General features: G+C 40.9%; 18 protein-coding genes. 14 read left to right on the forward strand and 4 right to left on the reverse strand.

Going from position 1 to position 20587, the window contains the following annotated elements; genetic code table 11:
- Positions 1 to 267: 267 nt before the first annotated feature.
- Positions 268 to 894, reverse strand: coding sequence for a nitroreductase family protein (locus tag CSV74_RS03405; RefSeq protein ID WP_099690577.1), 627 nt, complete (start codon positions 892 to 894; stop codon positions 268 to 270).
- A gap of 135 nt (positions 895 to 1029) precedes the next feature.
- On the opposite strand from CSV74_RS03405, the gene CSV74_RS03410 reads away from it, so the two are divergent.
- Positions 1030 to 1389, forward strand: a complete 360-nt coding sequence (locus tag CSV74_RS03410; protein ID WP_099690578.1) for a winged helix-turn-helix transcriptional regulator — start codon at positions 1030 to 1032, stop codon at positions 1387 to 1389.
- Positions 1386 to 2411, forward strand: coding sequence for an LLM class flavin-dependent oxidoreductase (locus CSV74_RS03415; RefSeq protein WP_099690579.1), 1026 nt, complete (start codon positions 1386 to 1388; stop codon positions 2409 to 2411). Before CSV74_RS03410 ends, CSV74_RS03415 begins: the two co-directional genes overlap by 4 nt.
- Before the next feature lie 52 nt (positions 2412 to 2463).
- Here the strand turns inward: CSV74_RS03415 and pepF are convergent, their stop codons facing one another.
- The gene (gene pepF, locus CSV74_RS03420) at positions 2464 to 4272 is read right to left on the reverse strand and encodes an oligoendopeptidase F (RefSeq protein ID WP_099690772.1); all 1809 of its coding nucleotides are present in this window, start codon (positions 4270 to 4272) and stop codon (positions 2464 to 2466) included.
- An 83-nt stretch (positions 4273 to 4355) separates the two neighbouring features.
- A complete protein-coding gene (locus tag CSV74_RS03425; RefSeq protein ID WP_099690580.1) occupies positions 4356 to 4808 on the reverse strand; it encodes a hypothetical protein in 453 nt (150 codons plus the stop codon).
- A gap of 167 nt (positions 4809 to 4975) precedes the next feature.
- Between CSV74_RS03425 and CSV74_RS03430 the strand changes: the two genes are divergently transcribed.
- The 10 genes from CSV74_RS03430 to brnQ all read left to right on the forward strand — a co-directional run bounded on the left by CSV74_RS03430 (position 4976) and on the right by brnQ (position 17371).
- The gene (locus CSV74_RS03430) at positions 4976 to 5455 is read left to right on the forward strand and encodes a PaaI family thioesterase (RefSeq protein WP_099690581.1); all 480 of its coding nucleotides are present in this window, start codon (positions 4976 to 4978) and stop codon (positions 5453 to 5455) included.
- 33 nt (positions 5456 to 5488) lie between these two features.
- A complete protein-coding gene (locus CSV74_RS03435; RefSeq protein ID WP_099690582.1) occupies positions 5489 to 6700 on the forward strand; it encodes an MFS transporter in 1212 nt (403 codons plus the stop codon).
- A 42-nt stretch (positions 6701 to 6742) separates the two neighbouring features.
- Entirely contained in the window at positions 6743 to 7669 is a 927-nt protein-coding gene (gene cysK / locus CSV74_RS03440) for a cysteine synthase A (protein WP_099690583.1), read from the forward strand.
- A 247-nt stretch (positions 7670 to 7916) separates the two neighbouring features.
- Complete coding sequence (locus CSV74_RS03445; protein ID WP_029052810.1) at positions 7917 to 8759, forward strand: ABC transporter ATP-binding protein; 843 nt, start codon at positions 7917 to 7919, stop codon at positions 8757 to 8759.
- Positions 8692 to 9447: an ABC transporter permease gene (locus CSV74_RS03450; protein ID WP_099669657.1), complete on the forward strand. Its 756-nt coding sequence runs from the start codon at positions 8692 to 8694 to the stop codon at positions 9445 to 9447. The genes CSV74_RS03445 and CSV74_RS03450 overlap by 68 nt, the downstream gene beginning before the upstream one ends.
- 27 nt (positions 9448 to 9474) lie before the next feature.
- Positions 9475 to 10479 (forward strand): aliphatic sulfonate ABC transporter substrate-binding protein, encoded by a 1005-nt coding sequence (locus tag CSV74_RS03455; protein WP_099690584.1) that lies wholly within the window; start codon positions 9475 to 9477, stop codon positions 10477 to 10479.
- Between the two features lie 126 nt (positions 10480 to 10605).
- The gene (locus CSV74_RS03460; protein ID WP_099690585.1) at positions 10606 to 11325 is read left to right on the forward strand and encodes an NAD-dependent deacylase; all 720 of its coding nucleotides are present in this window, start codon (positions 10606 to 10608) and stop codon (positions 11323 to 11325) included.
- Between the two features lie 104 nt (positions 11326 to 11429).
- On the forward strand, positions 11430 to 12584 hold the full coding sequence (locus CSV74_RS03465; protein WP_099690586.1) for an exonuclease SbcCD subunit D: 1155 nt from the start codon (positions 11430 to 11432) through the stop codon (positions 12582 to 12584).
- Positions 12581 to 15655: an AAA family ATPase gene (locus CSV74_RS03470; RefSeq protein WP_099690587.1), complete on the forward strand. Its 3075-nt coding sequence runs from the start codon at positions 12581 to 12583 to the stop codon at positions 15653 to 15655. Before CSV74_RS03465 ends, CSV74_RS03470 begins: the two co-directional genes overlap by 4 nt.
- 333 nt (positions 15656 to 15988) lie before the next feature.
- Entirely contained in the window at positions 15989 to 17371 is a 1383-nt protein-coding gene (gene brnQ, locus CSV74_RS03475) for a branched-chain amino acid transport system II carrier protein (protein WP_029052816.1), read from the forward strand.
- 44 nt (positions 17372 to 17415) lie between these two features.
- Here brnQ and CSV74_RS03480 read toward each other — a convergent pair whose 3' ends face one another.
- Entirely contained in the window at positions 17416 to 18084 is a 669-nt protein-coding gene (locus tag CSV74_RS03480) for a GntR family transcriptional regulator (protein ID WP_029052817.1), read from the reverse strand.
- A gap of 451 nt (positions 18085 to 18535) precedes the next feature.
- On the opposite strand from CSV74_RS03480, the gene CSV74_RS03485 reads away from it, so the two are divergent.
- Positions 18536 to 18862 carry a DUF485 domain-containing protein gene (locus CSV74_RS03485; protein ID WP_099669650.1) on the forward strand — a complete coding sequence of 109 codons (327 nt, stop codon included), beginning with the start codon at positions 18536 to 18538 and terminating at the stop codon, positions 18860 to 18862.
- Between the two features lie 13 nt (positions 18863 to 18875).
- Complete coding sequence (locus CSV74_RS03490; RefSeq protein ID WP_029052819.1) at positions 18876 to 20423, forward strand: solute symporter family protein; 1548 nt, start codon at positions 18876 to 18878, stop codon at positions 20421 to 20423.
- Positions 20424 to 20587 lie beyond the last annotated feature (164 nt).

The raw sequence follows: 20587 nt of genomic DNA on the forward strand, positions 1-20587 counted from the left end.
TTCTGTGTACTTTGCAGAAATTAAGGCACCTGTCCAGGGTCTCAAGACGCACGCTGATCCCTCAGGAGTCGGCCTTTCTCCGTTCCGGTACACTCTGATACTCTAAAAAATATTTACTGATAAGAACAGAAAAAAAGCGTAAAGGACTCCCCTTACGTTTTTTCTGTTCTATCCCAACCTCCTTGTATTGGTTCAGTTTAAGGATAAACGTTTTATAAGTGGCCAGTTAATAGTAAGTGGTTCGGGATTGAAGACCCAGCCATTCTCTTACATATAAGTAGTAATCGAATCAATAGGTAAACGTGTAGAACCATAAGCAGGTGAAGCGGCTTTACCTAGCGCAATCAGCACTAGCGGCTCGTAGCGTGATTCAAGTTCAAATGACGCAGCAAATTGTTGCTTGTCAAACCCGCCCATCGGAACAGTATCATACCCTCTTGCCTTAGCAATCAACATGAGTTGCATAGAAACCAAACCTGCATCAAACGTTGCGATGTTGCGTCTCACTTCAAGTGGTGCATTTGGATAAGCTGCCTTCGCATTTTGAATCTGAATCTGCACATGCTCTTCATCTATATTTCCTGCAGCCAAATTGGAAAGATAGATCTCATCAATATTGTGGTACATTTCTGTATCGCCAATCACCGCAATAATAGCGGATGCTGTTTCAATTTGTTCTTGATTGAATGAAAAACGATTGATCTTCTTTTTTAACTCTTGATCTTGTATAACGAGAAAACGCCATGGCTGTAAGTTGCTTGAAGAAGGAGCGGAGATTGCCTCCTCCAGCATAGACGTAATCTCTTCTTTATCGATTGTATAGTGTGGATCAAACTTTCTTACAGATTTCCGTGCGTGCATAACTTCTAGTAATTCTTCGTAATTTTGTGACATAATGACAAACTCCTCTTAAAATATATTGATATTTACTTACTAATAGTAAGTTCTTTTTAAGGTTACTATTAGTAAGCTTGTTTGTCAAACCTAGGTGTGATAAAGTGAAAGGAGTACAGGATAGGGGTTTTGCTAATGAAGAAAAATGAAGAGTTTGTTCAGTCGGTAAATCCTAAAGGTCAAAAAAATTGCGATAGTTTCCATAACACGATCGAGTTTATTGGTAAGCGTTGGATGGGAATTATCATTTATCATTTATTAGACGGACCGAAGAGGTTCTTTGAATTATCGGCGGAGATCGATGGGATATCAGATCGTCTTCTAACGGAGAGGTTGCGTGATTTAGAAGCACACGGCTTGGTCATGAAAAATCAGTCCGATCCAAAGGTCAGAAAAGTCGAGTACGAGCTTACGCCGAAAGGTAAAGAGTTAGAAGATATTATTCAGGCCATTTTCGAGTGGGTCAAGAAAAATGGTTGCTGTTATAAGGAGTGAATGAATTGATTAGAGAACGAGCGAAACATTTTAGCGGTATTCCGTTATCAATATTAGATTTAGCAATGATTAATGAAGGAAGTCATGCAGGTCAATCATTTAAGAACAGTGTAGATCTTGCACAGCATGCAGAAGATTGGGGATTCAATCGTTACTGGTTGGCAGAGCATCATAATATGCCGGGGGTTGCGAGTTCTGCTACGTCCATCATCATCGGACATGTAGCGCAAGAAACGAAGGATATTCGAGTAGGTTCTGGCGGTGTCATGTTGCCGAATCACGCTCCACTTGTCATTGCAGAACAGTTCGGTACTCTGGATGCTATGTATCCAGGTCGTATTGACTTAGGGCTAGGTCGTGCACCTGGTAGTGACCAGGCAACAGCGTATGCACTTCGTCGTACATTACAGAGTGGTGGGGAAGACTTCCCGCAACAAGTGGAAGAATTACGTATGTATTTTGCAGGCAATCCAACTGATCGCGTTCGAGCATTTCCTGGAGCAGGGCAGAACGTTCCGATTTGGTTGCTCGGTTCAAGTGGATTCAGTGCGCAATTATCAGCGGAGCTTGGCTTGCCATTTTCATTCGCCAGTCATTTTGCACCGCAGTTTATGATGCAAGCACTGCAAATTTATCATCAAAACTTCCGCCCGTCTAAAGACCTTCAGAAGCCCTATGCGATGATGGGGGTAAATTTAATTGCGGCGGATACGGATGAAAAAGCCCAATACTTGGCTACATCGATGCAACAGCAGTTCTTAAATATCCGTCAAGGTAAGATGACGCAATTTAATCCTCCGATTGAAGATACTCATGCGGTATGGTCACCATTTGAACAAGAAGCGGTGGCACAGCAAAGTCAAGCACCATCTGTCATTATAGGCGGTCCTGAAACTGTGAAACGGAAGCTGGAGGAGTTCGTAGAAATGACAAAAGCGGATGAGCTGATTATCAGTTCAGGAATCTTTGATCATGAGGAACGACTTCGTTCATATGAAATCTTAAGTGAAATCATGAAGTAAAAGAAAAACATCCGCCTTGCAGAAAAAACTGCTTGGCAGATGTTTTTTGTTCTTACTGCGCTTCGATCTCTTTCGTCAGTTTCTCGATTTCATCGATTAACTCACCGATATATGAAATGGTATCGCGCAACGGTTTGTCTGTTGTAATATCGATTCCCGCCATTTTCGCAAGTTCAGCTGGTTTTTTTGAACCACCTGCACGTAAGGTATGGAGCCAGTCTTCAACAGCTGGTTTTCCTTCTTTCAATACGCGCTTTGCCATTTCGGTGGAGATTGTCAAGCCGGCACTATAAGTGTACGGATACAAGCCCATATAATAATGTGGTTGACGCATCCATGTCAATTCTGCACCATCATTCATTCTCACGCTATCGCCCCAGAATTCTTCGAGTACACCGCGCTTCAAATTGTTCAAGATGGTTGCATTGACATTGCCACCTGCATCCACTCGCTCGTACACCTTGCGCTGGAACGCTGCTTCAAGTAAATGTGTTACGAAGTTATGGTAATACGTTCGGGCCACGATGGAAGACAGTACCCATCGCTTAAATTTTGGATCGGTGGAATTCTTCAATAAGTGATTGGCCATTAACATTTCGTTCATCGTAGAAGGTGCTTCAATAAAGTACAATGATGATTCCGAATTAAATAGGTTTTGGGCTTCATTGGCATAGTGGAAATGTCCGGCATGACCTAATTCATGAGCGAGTACAAAGACGTCTTCCATGCTGCCTGTCCAGGAAATCAAAATGAATGAACCGTTGCCATAAGGACTCGCGCAAAATGCACCCGTAGATTTACCTTCATTTTGAGCGAAATCAATCCAGCGTTCTGAATAGGCACGGTTCACCATGTCGAGATAGTCTTTGCCCATAACGGATAGAGCATCATTCATATAGTTCTTCGATTCTTCCACTGTAATCGATGGTTCGTATAAGGGATCAATCGGCATTTTTAAATCCGCGAACGTCATTTCATTTAGACCATAGATTTTCTGAAGGAGTTTTGCGTACTTTCGCATATGTGGTGCGAGTTCTTTCATAATCACATCGATTTGGCGATTGTACATGGAACGATCCACGTCTTGTTCCATCAATAAATAGTCGATAACGGAGTCATACCCACGTAAGTCAGAAGTTGTTTTTTCCATTTGTACATGCATGTCATATGTTTTGGCTGTTGTGTGTTGATACTTGCGTAACGTGTCACTAAACATTTCAAAAGCAGCACGTCTTACTGGTGTTTTTGGTTCAGACTCCCATTTCCCTTCGAATGAAACATAGCTCAGTGGATAGACTTTTCCCTCTGCAGTGAAGTCGGGGAAATCAATGTCTGCCATTTTCGTTGTATTATACATTGAATACGGCGCTTGGAAAGAAGAAGAGAATGCAGCGAGTGTTTTCTCTACTTCTGGATGTAATTGATGCGGCTTTTCCCGAATGATTTTATCGAATACCGTTGCATACTCTTCGGATTGTTTACTTGCTTGCTGTAAAGTCTCCTCTGAAAGTTCCGTAAGTTCACTCATGACGAAGGAAGTTTGGCTAGCAATTTTTGCAGCAATTGTTCCAAATTGGCTTTCTCTCATTTGAGCTTGATCATTCGTTAGATCCACACTTGCTGCTAACTCGGCATAACTGGAAATCTTGACGAGTTTCTCTTGTAAACGGCGATAGGCATCCAATGCTAGAATTGCAGAAGTTGAATCTATAATCGTACCTTTATAGTTTTTCTCAAAAGCAGTTGCTTCTATTTCAGCCTCTTTTACTGCTTGATCGTAGTCCTGTTCATTTTCAAATAAGGTTCGTAAATTCCACGTTTCTTGTTCGTTTACTCGTGCACGTTTCGGTAAGCTTTTCACCAATGTGAATCTCTCCTTCAAATCGATTATTCGGTTATCGAATTAATGAATAGTATAATACAATGAATGTTCAGAGTACAAAATTACGGTTTATTGGATAGGATGAACTCCATTAGCCAATCTACTTGTAACGGTCCATTGACTACCTCATAATACAGACGGTCATTGTGGATCAAAACCCCTTCCTCAATTAATATGGTCATACGATTTCCTGTTTCATCATGTAGATCGATTGTAAAGAGTGGTTGATCATCAAACAATTGCAATGTATCGGGATCCACACGCTCGTAATCATATGCTTGGAGAAATTGAAGTAAGCGATCCACTTCTTCAACTTGGTCTACTTTCCAAGTAACCGCTTGCTGTTCATGCAGACCGGGTTGTCGGATAGTAATGAATGAATAGGGCGATAAACCATTCAGTTGTTGTTCTTGCAATCGCTCAAAGGGATGGGAGGCAGCTTCGTCGACTGTCTGAATCATCACGTAAAAACCTCCAGCCACTAGCAATGCTAATATAACACCACGTATCTTCATACTATTTCCCTCCTTCCACAAAATATCGTTTCTCACTAGTATATGAATGTAGTGAGTAAGATACGCACATAACTATCCGTACAATAATAGATATTTCATTTTAGGTCGATATTTCAATTTTCGGAATGTATAATAGAGAGAATTCATCTGAAAGGGAGGCATTTAATATGAAGGAATATGTTACACATGCAATTCAGGACAATTACGCAGATGATTTTTCATGGTGCTATGGTTGTGGGCGGCTCAACGAGGAAGGGAATCATTTCCGAACTGGTTGGGAAGGAGAGCAAACCGTTACGTATTCATTACCGCCTGAGAAATATACGGCAATTCCGGGATTTGTCTATGGTGGATTTCTTGCCTCATTTATGGATTGCCACGGAACAGGGTCTTGTGCACTTGCCTTACATCGAAAGAACGGTCATGAACCTGGAGACGGATCCGTACCTCCGCGCTTTGTGACAGCTTCCTTGCAGATTACATATAGTAAGCCGACTCCACAAGGAAAAGTATTGAAAGCGATTGGAAACGTCACAGAAATTCATCCAAAGAAGTGGAAAGTAGCTGTAGAAATTTATGCAGAGGATGAATTATGCGCTTCTGGAGAAGTGGTGGGAGTCGTAATGCCTGCTACATTTACAAAGTAAAATAGACAACTAGATAAGGTGTGAACAGATGGTATGAATAAATCACCACAAACTGCCGTAGCGAATCCCGTATTTCCGATTATGATTGCAATCGCGGTCTGTCACTTATTTAACGACACGCTGCAGGCAGTAATCCCAGCTATGTTGCCGATTTTAGAAAAAGAATATCAATTTAGTTATAAACAATTAGGCTATATTGTGTTTGCACTAAATATCGTTGCTTCTTTACTTCAACCGGTTGTAGGCTTTCTAAGTGATCGCAAACCTAAGCCGTTTGCGCTGCCGATTGGCATGACATTTTCTTTAATTGGAATGGCGGGCCTAGCATTAGCACCAAGCTATTGGCTGATCATTGTATCCGTAATGTTGCTCGGATTAGGGTCGGCAATCTTTCATCCTGAAGGTTCTCGTGTGTCATTTTTGGCAGCAGGGAACAAGCGAGGACTTTCACAGTCGATCTATCAAGTGGGAGGGAATTCCGGACAAGCACTTGCACCGTTAATTAGCGCGTTCGTCCTCGTTCCTCTAGGCCAAATAGGAGCAGCAGTTTTTGTGTTAGTAGCTGCTGCAGGCATTGCCTTACTAACTCGTATTTCGATCTGGTACAAGAAACAGCTGGATGAAGAGCGTTTAGGTAACCGAAAGAAAGTATTATTAACGACGATGGAAAGTTTGTCCAAAAGACAAGTGACCGTTGCATTGACATTATTAATGATTATTATATTTGCGCGTTCATTCTATGTGACGAATATTACGAGCTTCTATATTTTCTATTTGATCGAATACTATGGTATGACGATTCAGCATGGTCAGTTGTATATTTTCTTATTCTTAGCCCTGGGTGCTGTCGGAACATTTTTCGGAGGACCTATGGCAGACAGAATAGGACGGAAAAAAGTGATTGTCTTATCACTTGTCGTGCCATTACCGCTTAGTTTGTTGCTGCCATTTGCTCCGGTGTGGGGAATTATCTTACTATTAGTAACGATCGGCTTCTTTATTATGCTGAGTTTTTCCGTCACGGTGATCTATGCCCAGGAACTCGTACCTGCCAAAATTGGTACGATGGCGGGACTAACGGTAGGATTAGCGTTCGGAATGGGGGCAATCGGTGCAGTCGCCATCGGAACGCTTATCGACTCGATCGGTATTTATCAAACGATGATCATCACGTCATTCTTGCCGTTCATTGGTCTAGTTGGATTAGCTTTACCTCGTGATCAAAAGATTACGTCAGCTTCATAATTGGATTAGTAGTTTTATCATCATGAAAAGTAGGTGTGTGGAATGAAAGTAGTCAATAATATGGCGGAATTAATCGGAGAGACTCCGCTAGTAAAAGTCCGAACACTCGGTGAAGATTCTGGTGCTGAGGTCTATGTGAAATTGGAATACTTCAACCCAAGCCGCAGTGTGAAAGATCGCGCGGCGTATCAAATGCTTGTAGAAGCCGAGAAAACTGGCGTGCTGAAACCTGGTGCCACGATTATTGAGCCGACGTCAGGCAACACGGGAATTGGATTGGCAATGAATGCTGCGGCAAAAGGATACCCAGCTATATTTGTCATGCCAGATAACTCTACGATTGAACGGATTAACTTAATGAAAGCGTATGGAGCGAAAGTTGTACTGACACCTAGCGCAGAGCGTATGCCTGGTGCGATCGCTAAAGCGAATGAAATCTCAGAGTCCATTGAAAATAGTTTTATTCCGATGCAGTTTGAAAATGAAGCGAATCCTAATAGTCATCGCCATACAACGGCTGTAGAAATTATAGAAGCGATTCAATCAATTGATCGTACATTAACCGCTTTTGTTTGTACTTCAGGAACGGGTGGTACGGTGACGGGAACAGGAGAATCATTAAAGGCTCATGACCCAAATATTACAGTTCATGTGGTTGAGCCTGCTGGGTCACCGGTATTATCGGGTGGCAAGCCAGGAAAACATAAATTGGTTGGTACAAGTCCTGGTTTTGTCCCTTCTGTATTAAATACAGATGTCTACGACGAAATTTTCCGTATAGAAGATGACGATGCATACAACACAGTCAGACAATTCGCGAGACAAGAAGGCGTGTTACTCGGACCATCAGGTGGTGCATCTTTGTATGCGGCATTGCAAGTCGCTAAACGTTTAACACCTGAAGATACAGTCGTGTGTATTGCGCCAGATTCCGGGGAAAGATATTTATCGAGTGATTTATTTCAATAATGTCTACTAGCAAAAACCTCTTCCGCATTGGAAGAGGTTTTTTAGTGTGGGCTTTCAATATGAATAGTGATGAAAAACCACTACCTATAGCGTTCATTTTATTATTTTAAATAGATTGAAAAAATAATCAGAAAGCCTATTGACAAAACCTACGTAAATGGTAGATTATATATATACAAAACATATAAAGTTAGTAGGAATTGAAAAAACGCAATGAAACGAAAAATATTTACGAGGGGGAATCAACATGTATTTGGAAATTGAAGGCATTGAAAAGAGCTTTCCCCACAAGGAAAAGGGAATGGTGAAAGTACTAGATCATATCAACCTTGAGATAGAAAAAGGACAGTTTGTTTCCATTGTAGGTCCGTCTGGTTGTGGCAAGTCCACTATGTTGTATTTGATAGCGGGGCTGGAAAAAGCTGAACAAGGGAAAATCCGTATTAATGGAAAGGAAGTAAAGGGTTCTGGATCAGATCGAGTGGTGGTTTTCCAAGAAGCGGGGTTGTTTCCTTGGCTGACAGTACTCGATAACGTTACATACGGGTTACTTCTAAAGAAGATGTCGAAGCAAGAAGCGGAACAAAAAGCTATGGAGATGCTAAAAATGGTTCACTTGGGGAATTACATCGATTCCTATCCACATGAATTATCTGGAGGAATGAAACAGCGCGTATCGATCGCACGTGCGCTTGTGATGGAGCCCGATATTCTGTTAATGGATGAACCATTCGCCGCGTTGGATGAGCAAACGCGCATGGTGCTTCATAAAGAGTTATTGGATATTTGGAGAAAAACGAAAGTAACCGTTCTTTTCATTACACATAATATTCGGGAAGCGGTATTACTTTCGCAAAAGATTGTCGTATTCGCAACCCGTCCGGGGAAAATTAAAGCTACATTCAAATCAAATGATACGAAGGATGGCGTCATGCCGAGTGATGTGACGTTGCAACTTGAAAAGCAGATTTTAGCTGAGCTTCAAGAAGAAATAGAGAAAGTGCTGAAGGAGGAGATGGGTGATGACTACAGCTTTAAGACGAATAGTGTTTCTCGGGATACTAGTGGCGATATGGGAAGTCACATCTAGGCTCTCAGATTTACCTGATTTTATGTTCCCGAGTTTTACACAAGTCATGTCCACCTTGGTTTCTGGTCTCATCTCCGGTCAAATCCTGATTGCAATCGGTGCAAGTCTAAGCAGATTATTAATTGGATTCACAATTGCTTCAATACTAGGACTGGTGCTTGGTTATTTGATTTGGCGTTACAAAATAGTGGAAGACACACTTGGTTTTCTTGTGACAGCTTTACAGTCTATACCAAGTATCGTCTGGTTCCCGCTAGCGATTATATGGTTCGGTCTCAATGATTTTGCTATATTATTTATCGTTACATTAGGGGCTACATGGACGATGATCGTCAATGCGACAAGCGGTTTTAAAAACGTACCGGTATTATACCAGCGCGTCGCCAAATCCCTCGGGTCTAGCGGGTTTCACTTTTTGCGGACGGTGATTTTGCCAGCATCTGTACCACAATTAATCTCTGGTTTACGTATCGCTTGGGCATTCTCATGGCGCGCACTCATGGCAGGGGAGCTACTAGGTGCAAGCGTTGGTCTTGGTCAACTACTAGAATCAGGACGCGCACTTGGTCAAATGGATTTAGTAATTTCGGTCATGATCATTATCGGTGTGATCGGTACGATTATGGATAATGTATTATTCTTACGTTTGGAACGCAGTGTAGAAAGAAAATGGGGAATTCGGGCGTGATACGCTTAAAGAAAAGGGGATCATTATATGAATAAGAAACTATTGGGTGTATTGCTTTCTGTATTGGCGATTGTCGGAGTTTTATCAGGGTGTGGGAACACGGATGCGGGCAGTGCAGATAACAAGGAAGTAAGAATCGGGTACTTCCCGAACTTAACGCATATCGCAACAATTGTTGGACTGGAGAATAATTATTTCGCAGAAGAATTCGGTGACGACATCAAAGTCTCGACGAAGACTGTGAGTAACGGTGGGTTGTTTATGGAAGCGATGGCTTCTAATTCCATAGATATTGGAACAGTCGGACCTGGACCGGTTATCAACTATTATGTAAAAGATCCAAAGTATCATATTGTATCTGGGGCGGTAAACGGCGGTGCGGTAGTAATAGCTAACGGTAAAAGTGGGATTAATGAATTAGCAGACCTAGACGGCAAGAGAATTGCGATTCCCGTAATCGGTAGTACGCAGGATGTCATGTTACGTAAAGCGTTAAAAGACGTGGACCTGAAAGCCAAAGCAAACGGTGGAACAGTTGAGTTTTTTGCAGCCGCACCAGCGGATACAGCGACATTATTTATTCAAGATTCAGTTGACGGTGCAGCAACTCAAGAACCTTGGGGATATATACTACAAAATCAAGCGGATGGTAAACTGATTCTCGATTGGGAAGACTTTGCTTGGGGTAAAGAATCTACGAACACCGTTGTCGCAACAAGCGATGCATTTTTGAAAAACGAAAAATTATCGACTGCTTATTTGACAGCACACGCAAAAGCAGTTCAGTTCATTCGTGATGAGCCGGAAAAAGCACAAGAACTAGTAGTGAAGCATATCAAAGATCTGACTGGTAAAGAAATAGCTAGTGATGAATTGGAAGCAGCATTCACTCGAATCGAAGTGACAACGGATGTAAATGAGGATGTATTGCAAGAGATGGCTGATATCAGTCAAGAAGCAGATTATATTAAGACAAATGAAATTGATGGATTGATTGATCTTGAAGCAATTAAAAAAATTACAGCAAACTAATACGAAGCGGGTATCCATTATGGATGCTCGTTTTTCTATTTCCGTATCGTTTGATAAGTGGCAATAAAACAGGATATGCTAGTATATAGATAGAACATAATTTCGCTAGTTGAAAGGATGAGGACAGTGCTGGCAGATTTATTAAACGAATCGAAACGTACTATTGTCTATACAGGGGCAGGGATGTCGACAGAAAGCGGGCTACCAGATTTTCGTTCCGCTAAAACGGGCATGTGGGAAACAGAGGATCCTGCCAAAGTGGCAAGCGTAACAGCTCTCAATCAGCAGGTAGAACAGTTTTTCCAGTTTTATAAACAACGTGTCATAGCGGCAAAAGAAACCGGACCACATAAAGGACATGATATTTTAGCTAAGTGGGAAAAAGAAGGTCTGATCAATGGAATTATTACGCAAAACGTCGATGGTTTCCATACGATGGCGGGCTCGAAAAACGTCATGGAACTTCATGGGACACTTCGTAAAGTCCATTGTGAAACGTGTGGAAAAGAATACGGGAACGAACGCTACGAGCAAGATGAGTTTTACTGCGATTGTGGCGGTACGTTACGTCCATCCGTTGTGTTATTTGGAGAAATGCTACCAGAAGAAGCATTTATTCAATCGATATTCGAAAGTGAGAAAGCAGATCTCTTCATTGTCCTCGGTTCATCATTAACCGTTACACCTGCGAATCAATTTCCACTGATCGCAAAAGAGCAAGGCGCGAAGTTGGTCATTATCAATATGGAACCTACAGAAATGGATCAATTTGCCGATCTCGTTATCAATGAACGGAAAATTGGAGAAATACTAGATGAGGCAGATCAGAATGTACTAAGTAAATAATTTGAGAGAGAAGAATGGGCGTAATAGAGGAGGTTTTTATACAACTTCTCTAATATGCTATTCTTCTTGTCTCTATTTTTATAGAGGGAAAGAGGGGAAACGATTTGAAAATTTTCCATACAGCCGACTGGCATCTCGGCAAGCTTGTGCAAGGAATGTATATGACAGAAGATCAGCGTTATATTTTACAAGCTTTTATAGAAGAGATTAAGAGAGAACGACCAGATGCGGTCATTATTGCGGGAGATCTGTATGATCGCGCTATACCGCCAACTGAAGCGGTAGGGTTGTTGAACGAGGTTTTACAGGAGATTGTGATCGATTTGAAAATACCTGTCATTGCCATTGCGGGAAACCATGATAGCCCTAGCCGCCTTCATTTTGGAAGTACGTTTATGAAAGATCAAGGGTTATACATAACAGGAGAATTATCCCCGGACTTGTCGCCAGTAAAGCTCCAAGACGAATATGGCGATGTCTGTTTTCATTTAATACCATACGCGGATCCTTCGATTGTTCGTCACTTGCTCGAAGATGAATCGATTTCCAGTCATCAGCAAGCTATGAAGAAGATCATCGAGCGTATAGAACAGTCAATGGACAAAGAAGCACGGCATGTTTTCGTAGGCCACGCGTTCATCACGAAGCACGGTGAGAAAGAGGAAAATACAAGTGACGCAGAACGACCATTATCGATTGGTGGAGCGGAGTATGTTTCTTCAGATTTATTTGAGCCGTTTCATTATACTGCGCTCGGTCATTTACACCAGGCGCATTTTGTAGGAAATGAAACAATTCGCTATTCCGGTTCACCATTAAAGTACTCTATTTCCGAAGAGAATCATCAAAAGGGCTACCTCATTGTGGAGCTGGGAGGAAATGGCGAAGTGGAAATCGAGAAAAAGTTGCTGACTCCTCTTCATGACGTGCGAACGGTTGAAGGCAGAATGGAAGACATATTGGAGATGCATCACAATGAAGATTATGTGTTCGTCAAGCTGCTAGATACGGTACCGGTCATACAACCGATGGAGAAAATTCGTTCCGTCTTTCCGAACGCCATGCATGTAGAACGTAAACTATTTGTATCTTCTACAGACAGTTTTGGCGGAACAATAAATGTCGAGAAGAAAGAAGACGACCAAGCGATGTTTGCTTCCTTCTTTAAAGAACTTCAAGGCGAAGAAGTAGACGAAGAAACGAAAGAGCTATTCGCTGAAGTTTTGTGGGACGTTATGAAGGAGGAAGACCGTGCATGAAACCCATTACATTAACGATGACAGCATTTGGACCGTATAAAGGTAAGGAAACTGTTGATTTTCGAGATTTACAAGATCATCGTTTGTTTGTCATTTCTGGAAAAACAGGTGCAGGGAAAACTACGATCTTTGATGGCATTTGCTTCGCATTATATGGACAAGCAAGTGGAGAAGATCGTACCGATACGAAAGCGTTGCGCAGTCAGTTTGCGGATGATGATATTCAGACGACTGTAGAATTGACGTTTGACATCCATAAGCGAAGATACCGTGTCGTACGCCAAATTCCTTACAGAAAAAAAGGCAATAAATCGGATACGTTAGGTCGCTGCGAATTATTTGAAGAAAAAGATGAGCAATTCATTCCGGCAGTAGATCGCCAAATTGTCACCGAGGTAAATGATAAGATTGAACAATTGCTAGGTTTTACGCACGCACAATTTAGTCAAATTATGATGTTGCCTCAAGGTGAATTCCGTAAATTCTTGACATCCGATACGGCGAATAAGGAAGCGATCATGCGTAAAATATTTAAGACTGAACCGTATCAAAAAATCGTGGAACGGTTAAAAGTGAAAAAAGAAGAAGCGAATGCGGAATATCTTCGTGAAAAACAGCTGAGTGAAGCTATTCTTCATCAAATACCGGCAAAGCTACCTGTCCGCGGATCTTTATTATTTACAGAATTACAGTCGGAGTACCCAAACTACCATCAGCTCGTATCAGGTCTTCAACAAGAACATGCCCATCACGTGACGCAATCTAAAGAAGCGCATGAAGAATATACTAGGCTGTATACCGTTCATAACAAAAAACAACAGGCACTACATGATGCCCGTTCAATTAATGAACAATTTACAAAGCTGCTGCAACGCCAAATAGAATTGGATGGCATGCTAGCGAAACAACAAGAGATGAAAAGCCTTGAACAGAAATTGCAGCAAGCTGAACGAGCCGCGAGATTAGAAGATTTAGAACAACAAGTGAAGTCTAATGTAACTGAATGGCAGAAAAAAGATAGAAGCCACTCTGAAGCGGTCAAGCTTCTCGCCGAAGCAGAGGAAAAGTTAGTGTCTGCAAAGGCTTCGTATGAACAAGAACTAGCTAAAGAATCTGAGCGAAATGAAGTAAAAGAACAGTTGCTTACGCTAAATAATTTACTTCCAACCGTATCGGGACTCGCTACGCAACGTCAAGTAGTAGAGTCACTTAAGCATACTGTAGACCAAGCTGAGAATTCGTTGCTAGTAAATCAGCAAGCATCGAAGCAACAAAAAGAATCCATCACAGTTCTGAAAAGTGAAATTAAGGAACTGGAAACTTCATTAGAGAAATATGAAGAGTTGTTGGATCAACTTGCACAAAGCAAAGCCATTGCAAAGCAAGTGGCTTCATACAAGCAACAGCTATCACAACGACAAGAAGTTGAGGCTCATTACGAAACGGCTAAGCAACAAGTAGAGCATTCTGCAGAAGTCTATCAAGCTCTTGAGAATCGTTGGATTAGTAATCAGGCGGTCGTCCTTGCGGCATCACTTCATGAGGGAGAGTCTTGCCCGGTTTGCGGTAGTATCGACCATCCGGCTAAAGCTGAAGGTTCAGAAACAGAGCACGTATCCAAGCGACAAATAGACACGGCGAAGCTAGAGTTAACGAATAAAGAACAGACTTTCCATACTAAGCAAGCGGGATTGCAACAAGTGATGCAACGTATTGAGCAAAGTGAAGCCGAACTACATGATCAACGAGTGGATTTGAATCGAGATTATCATAAAGAACAAGCTGAATTGACAGACAACGTAGCTGAACTTAGAAGTAAGCGAGAGGTATTGAAACAGAAGAAAGATGAGCAAAACCAAGCGGAGAAGGCCATGGAGGATCTTGCCGAAAAAATAAATAAATTAGAACAGCAGCGTAATGAATCAAAAGGTGAGCTTGAAACGAAATTAGCTCTCTATAACCATGTCCTAACAACGGTACCTGAAAATCTACAAGAACTATCCGCGTTGCAACAACAAATTACCTCTAAAGAAACAGCAAGTCAAAAACTTGAACATGATTGGAAGTCTGTTCAACAGAAATTACAAGACGCTAAAAATGAGAAAGTTAAATGGGAATCTAGAGAAATTTTAGAAAAGCAATCTCTAACAGATATGAAAGAAAAATTGGACCTAAGTGAAGCTTCCTTTGCAAAACGGATGATAGAAGAAGGTTTTACTTCAAAAGAGAATTATATGCAAGTCAAACTGCCGACGTCAACGCGTCAGGCGATTGAGCAACAACTTCAAGTGTATGCCCAAACGCTTCATACATTAAAATCATCCGTAGAAGAACTCGAAAGGTCTGTTGAAGGCAAACAACCAATCGATATTGAGATAATGGAGCAACAAGTAGAAGCGTTGAAAACACAATATGAAGAAGCGTTTGCTCACTACAATCAATCAAAAGCATGGGAACAAGCGGCACAGGATTTACACAATGAGTTAGAAACAAGTAAATCTAGGGAAGCAGAGCTAGAAAAGACCTATGGAAAGATTACGAACCTCTATGATATAGTCCGTGGTCAAAACCATTTAAAAATTTCCTTTGAGCGCTATATTCAAATTGAATATTTAGAGCGTATCATTCATGCTGCAAATATTCGTCTGCGTGACCTGTCAAATGGACAATACGAACTCGTTCGCAGTGATCGTCAGGAAACACGAGGGAAACAAAGTGGTTTAGGTATAGACGTTCATGACGCATATACTGGACAAACACGAGACGTCAAGACGTTATCAGGCGGTGAAAAGTTTAACGCCTCTCTATGTTTGGCACTAGGTATGGCAGATGTCATTCAAAGCTTCCAAGGTGCTGTTCGTATGGAGACAATGTTCATTGACGAAGGATTTGGTGCGTTGGATGAAGAGGCTATTCAAAAAGCAATCGATACACTGATCGCTCTTCAGCAATCGGGGAGAATGATTGGCATTATTTCACATATTGATGAAATGAAAGAAGCGATTCCTGCTACATTGCAAGTAACTAAGTTGAAAGAAGGATATAGCAAGACGAAATTTGTATTGAGTTGATGTCATAGTTCTCAAGTTGAATAGTAGTTCTAAAAAAGTAATATGGCACCGCTAACCGACTCTGCAACGGAAATCGCCAACTACTTCCTATCTAATTTAGATCTTTGCTTTTTACTGTTCTTTTAAGTCCGAACTGATCTCTGTTGAGGTCAGTTTTTTTATTTTAAGAACTTTATTGTAGATTTAGATAAATAGTTAGTATGTTTGCAATAGAGGCAAAAGTTAAATGATTCGACTGACTGTTGATTTTCTAAATAGGGAAGAGTAATATAAGGGAACGTAATATATTGCATACAAATTAACGCTGTTGACTTTGGGAGGATTTTTATACATATGGAAAAGAAATTATCATTTTCGTCTAGTCTCGTTATTGGGGTTATGCTATTCGCATTATTTTTTGGCGCAGGTAATTTAATCTTTCCTGCAGAGCTAGGACAGCTCGCTGGAGATCAAACTTGGAAAGCAATGGCCGGCTTTTTATTTACTGGAGTAGGTTTACCGTTTTTAGGTATATTGGCTATCGGTTTTTCTGGCAAGAAAGATTTGCAGGACTTAGCAAGCCGAATTCATCCACTATACGCGGTTCTATTTACAGCCATACTGTATCTAACGATTGGGCCATTTTTTGCCGCGCCACGTACTGGAGCTGTGGCATTTGATATTGGTGTTGCTCCATTTTTAAACGGATTTTCTATTGATCTTGCACGTTTTATATTTACATTGGTTTTCTTCGGTATTAGCATGTGGCTCTCACTGAACCCTGCAAAAATTGTCGATCGGGTCGGTAAATATTTGTCTCCTCTCATTATTATTATATTGATTGGCTTAATTGGTATGACTCTTCTTAGTCCGATGGGAAGTGCACAAGTATCGCAAGCGCCTTATAATGAAACACCATTCTTTACAGGGTTTCTAGAAGGCTATAATACGATGGATGCACTAGCTTCGTTAGTGTTCGGGATCATTGTCATCAACGCATTGCGTGCAATGGGCATTACTAGTAAAAAGCAAATATTGTCTTCCACGGCGAAGACAGGATTTGTGGCAGCCGGATTTTTAGCCATTATATACATCGGCATTGCCTATCTGGGTGCCACATCAGTTGATTTATTTGGCTATCTGGATGGGGGAGGTTCCGTGTTAAGCGAGACTTCCTCGCATTTATTCGGTACGACAGGATTAATGTTACTCGGTGTAGTAATTATGCTTGCCTGTCTGACAACAGCCATTGGATTACTGACTGCATGCGGTGAATATTTCCATGCGATCATCCCAAAAGTAAGTTACAAACTTTTTGTAGTCTTCTTTTCAATATTCTGTTTGGTTGTAGCGAATTTCGGTTTAGCGAATATTATAAATTACTCACTACCTGTATTAGTTCTACTGTATCCATTGGCAATGGTACTCATCTTATTGACGTTCACTGGCCCTTTATTCCATCAATCCAGTTTGGTATATCGATCAGCGACTATAACGGCTTTCTTTGTCAGTTTCATTGAAGCGCTGGTGAAATTCTACTCACTAGTAGAGAAGACCATGCCGAACTGGCTTGTGACTATACAGGACGTATATACAGCGTACATCCCATACTACACAGAAGGTATCGGCTGGTTAGTTCCTGTGTTGATCGTGACAGTCGTAACAGCTATTGTGGCGATAGTAACCAATAAAAGAATGCAAGCTATCCAAGTGGTCTCCACTCATGAAAAATCATAAAAAACAGGATCCGTTTAATTTTCGGATCCTGTTTTCCTGTCTATTTACGAATCTACATTTTCAATCGAATGAAATTCCTCGATCGCGCGTAACCAGTTTTCTCTCATAACTTTTGTAACTTGCTCACCATCACGCTGACTCATTAAATCTATAATCTGGTCATGTTCTGCAATCGACTTTTCCGTCAGTATAATGGAATTGTGAAAGAAAAGCCTACGCACATGGGCTTGTAATGAGACAAGCAACGAAGAAATATATGGATTATTAGCTGTGTCCACAATAATTTGGTGGAATTTTTCATCGGTTTTCAAAGCTTGGAAATAATCTTCCTTCTCAACTGCTAGCGCGAATTTCTTATTCGTATCACGCAATTTCTTAATAATATTTTCAGTTAGATTTGGTATAGAAAGTTCAGCTGATAATGCTTGTAGCGCAGCGAGTGGGGGAAGCAAATCTGAAATAGATTCACGATCGACGTCTGTCACTTGTGTTGCTTTACCCGGAAACATTTGAACAAATCCTTGAACTTCTAATAATTGTAGCGACTCACGTATAGGTGTGCGGCTCACTCCGAGTGCTTCTGCTAATTCAACGTCGTTTAGCTTTTCTCCAGGCTGTAGAGTTCCATCAATAATCCATTTCTGCAGTTGACTGAACGCACTTTCCTTAGCAGTCTTTCGTATGGGTTGTGCGTGGTTAGTTGGTATAGGCAATTTCTCACACCATCTTTCTCCAAAAGTAGTCTTCACATAAATCTGATTTAGCTAATAGCCAATATACAATATACTACATCTTTTTTCTGTTACTTAACAGTCTTAAGTAAAATATACAGAAATAATTGGAAATTATTATAAGGCTAAATAAGTTTATATTTAAGTAACATTGAGATAAATGCAAATAGTTCTTGTAGTTTCCGCTTGTATTTGATAGATTAATGTCTATACAGATTTGCATTCCTTTAGTAGATTAAATTTTACAAATTTTCAAAACGAGGTATTGCAAATATAGTACACGTTTGATATTGTTTAGGTGTGTACTATAACAAATGAACGACTAACCCGCTGTGTCATCTTATCTATTGAACTTGATGAAAGCGGTTTCAGTGAAATGGGGGGAATATGAACTAATTTACTACGCTATATAAAATAGAAAGGGGATCAACCAATGACTAATCAAGTGGCACGTGGAAAATCCACAATGGACTATGAAAAGCTCGTTCAAACAGAAGACTTTAAGGGGCTTGTAAAAAGGAAAAAGAGCTTCGCTACACCTTTTGTTATTTTCTTCTTCGCAGCGTACTTTATTCTACCATTATTAACAGGTTATACAAAGATTCTAGAAACACCTGCTATTGGCGCAATGACATGGACTTGGGTCTATGCATTCTCCATGTTTGTTATGGTCTGGGTATTTACATCCATTTACATGAACAAAGCTAAACACTTTGATGTTGAAGTGGACAAGATTATAGAGAAAAACGTTTTAAAATAAGGGGGTTGTGTTCATGAGTTGGATTTCATATGTTATATTCTTCGCAGTAATCGCGTTAACGCTCTACATTACATACTGGGCGGCAAAGCAAACAACTACGGCAAGTGATTTCTATACAGCCGGTGGTTCATTAACTGGTTGGCAAAATGGTATGGCAATTGCTGGTGACTACTTATCGGCAGCATCTTTCCTAGGTATCGCTGGTGCGATTTCACTAAACGGATTTGATGGTTTCTACTACAGTATTGGTTGGTTAACGGCTTATCTCGTTGTTTTATTCTTAATTGCTGAACCACTACGTAACTTGGGTAAGTTTACGATGGCAGATATGATTGGTGCTCGTTTCGGCGCTAAGAAAGTGCGTGGAGCGGCAGCATTGAATACAATTACAATCGTAATGTTCTACATGCTTGCACAATTAGTTGGTGCGGGTGCTCTTATTAAATTATTATTCGGTATCGAGTATTGGATTGCTGTTCTAATCGTTGGAACTATGATGTTAATCTATGTTCTATTCGGTGGAATGACTGCAACAAGCTGGGTACAAATCGTTAAAGCAATTCTATTGATGTTAGGTACAATCATTATCTCCTTCTTGGTACTTATGAAGTTCAACTTTAACTTCATCGGTATGTTCGAGACAATGAAAACTGCTACTCCACATGGTGAAGCATTCCTTCACTCAGGGGTTGTTTATACAGACACAATCGGTCTTATATCAGTATTGATCGCACTCGTTCTAGGTACTGCTGGTCTTCCACACATCTTAATGCGTTTCTTCACAGTTAAAGATGCGAAAACAGCACGTTCTTCCGTTATTTATTCTGTATGGATTATTGGGATCTTCTATGTATTGACGATCTTCCTTGGATTTGGCGCAGCTAAATTCGTTGGATCAGACGCAATCATCGCAGAAAACGCCGCAGGGAACATGGCAGCACCAATGCTTGCTGGAGTTCTTGGAGGAGACGCACTTGAATCCTTCGTTGCAGCTGTTGCTTTCGCGACAATCCTAGCAGTTGTTGCAGGTCTTGTACTTTCTGGTGCTTCTGCAATCGCTCACGATATTTACGGACAAATTTTCAAAAATGGTAACGTAACAGAGAAACAACAGGTGAATGCTGCTCGTTGGGCTTCCATCGCTATCGGTGTATTCTCTATTCTTCTTGCACTAGGTTCTGAAAAGTTGAACGTTGCGTTCTTAGTATCACTTGCATTCTGTGTGGCTGCATCCGCAAACGTACCAACTATTCTACTAACGATCTATTGGAAGAAGTTCAATACGACAGGCGCTGTTGCTTCAATGTTGACAGGTCTTATCGTTGCATTAGTTCTTGTTGCAATCAGTCCTTCTGTAATGAATCCAGTGGAAGGTGCTACTCTTATCACTGGTAATCCAATCTTCCCGTATGCTAACCCGGCTATTGTTTCCGTACCTGCAGGTTTCCTTGCTGCATTCATTGGTACACTTGTTAGCTCTAAGCGTCACGAGAAAGATGAAGTTTCTTATGCAGAAGTTCGTTTCAAAGCAGAAACTGGCTACAAAGAGCTTGATCTTTAATAACTAGCTTGATATTCAACTAATGGTTCCCTCTTCTACTAGTACGACAGAAGAGGGGGCCATTTTTTATTCAGATGAAAATCTGTGGAAATAGGCAGTCATTGACTTAGTATTGGAAGTTCTTGCTGAAAGAATAATGAAGGTAAACATGTACGTACTGATGA

Origin of the sequence: Sporosarcina sp. P19, assembly GCF_002743165.1 — a bacterium.
Classification (GTDB): Bacteria; Bacillota; Bacilli; order Bacillales_A; family Planococcaceae; genus Sporosarcina; species Sporosarcina ureae.

Bases quoted from the DNA above. Each gene is read 5' to 3' on its own strand.
- CSV74_RS03405 (WP_099690577.1), bottom strand. From the start codon at position 894: ATGTCACAAAATTACGAAGAATTACTAGAAGTTATGCACGCACGGAAA.
- CSV74_RS03410 (WP_099690578.1), top strand. From the start codon at position 1,030: ATGAAGAAAAATGAAGAGTTTGTTCAGTCGGTAAATCCTAAAGGTCAA.
- CSV74_RS03425 (WP_099690580.1), bottom strand. From the start codon at position 4,808: ATGAAGATACGTGGTGTTATATTAGCATTGCTAGTGGCTGGAGGTTTT.
- CSV74_RS03430 (WP_099690581.1), top strand. From the start codon at position 4,976: ATGAAGGAATATGTTACACATGCAATTCAGGACAATTACGCAGATGAT.
- CSV74_RS03435 (WP_099690582.1), top strand. From the start codon at position 5,489: ATGAATAAATCACCACAAACTGCCGTAGCGAATCCCGTATTTCCGATT.
- cysK (WP_099690583.1), top strand. From the start codon at position 6,743: ATGAAAGTAGTCAATAATATGGCGGAATTAATCGGAGAGACTCCGCTA.
- CSV74_RS03445 (WP_029052810.1), top strand. From the start codon at position 7,917: ATGTATTTGGAAATTGAAGGCATTGAAAAGAGCTTTCCCCACAAGGAA.
- CSV74_RS03450 (WP_099669657.1), top strand. From the start codon at position 8,692: ATGACTACAGCTTTAAGACGAATAGTGTTTCTCGGGATACTAGTGGCG.
- CSV74_RS03455 (WP_099690584.1), top strand. From the start codon at position 9,475: ATGAATAAGAAACTATTGGGTGTATTGCTTTCTGTATTGGCGATTGTC.
- CSV74_RS03470 (WP_099690587.1), top strand. From the start codon at position 12,581: ATGAAACCCATTACATTAACGATGACAGCATTTGGACCGTATAAAGGT.
- brnQ (WP_029052816.1), top strand. From the start codon at position 15,989: ATGGAAAAGAAATTATCATTTTCGTCTAGTCTCGTTATTGGGGTTATG.
- CSV74_RS03485 (WP_099669650.1), top strand. From the start codon at position 18,536: ATGACTAATCAAGTGGCACGTGGAAAATCCACAATGGACTATGAAAAG.
- CSV74_RS03490 (WP_029052819.1), top strand. From the start codon at position 18,876: ATGAGTTGGATTTCATATGTTATATTCTTCGCAGTAATCGCGTTAACG.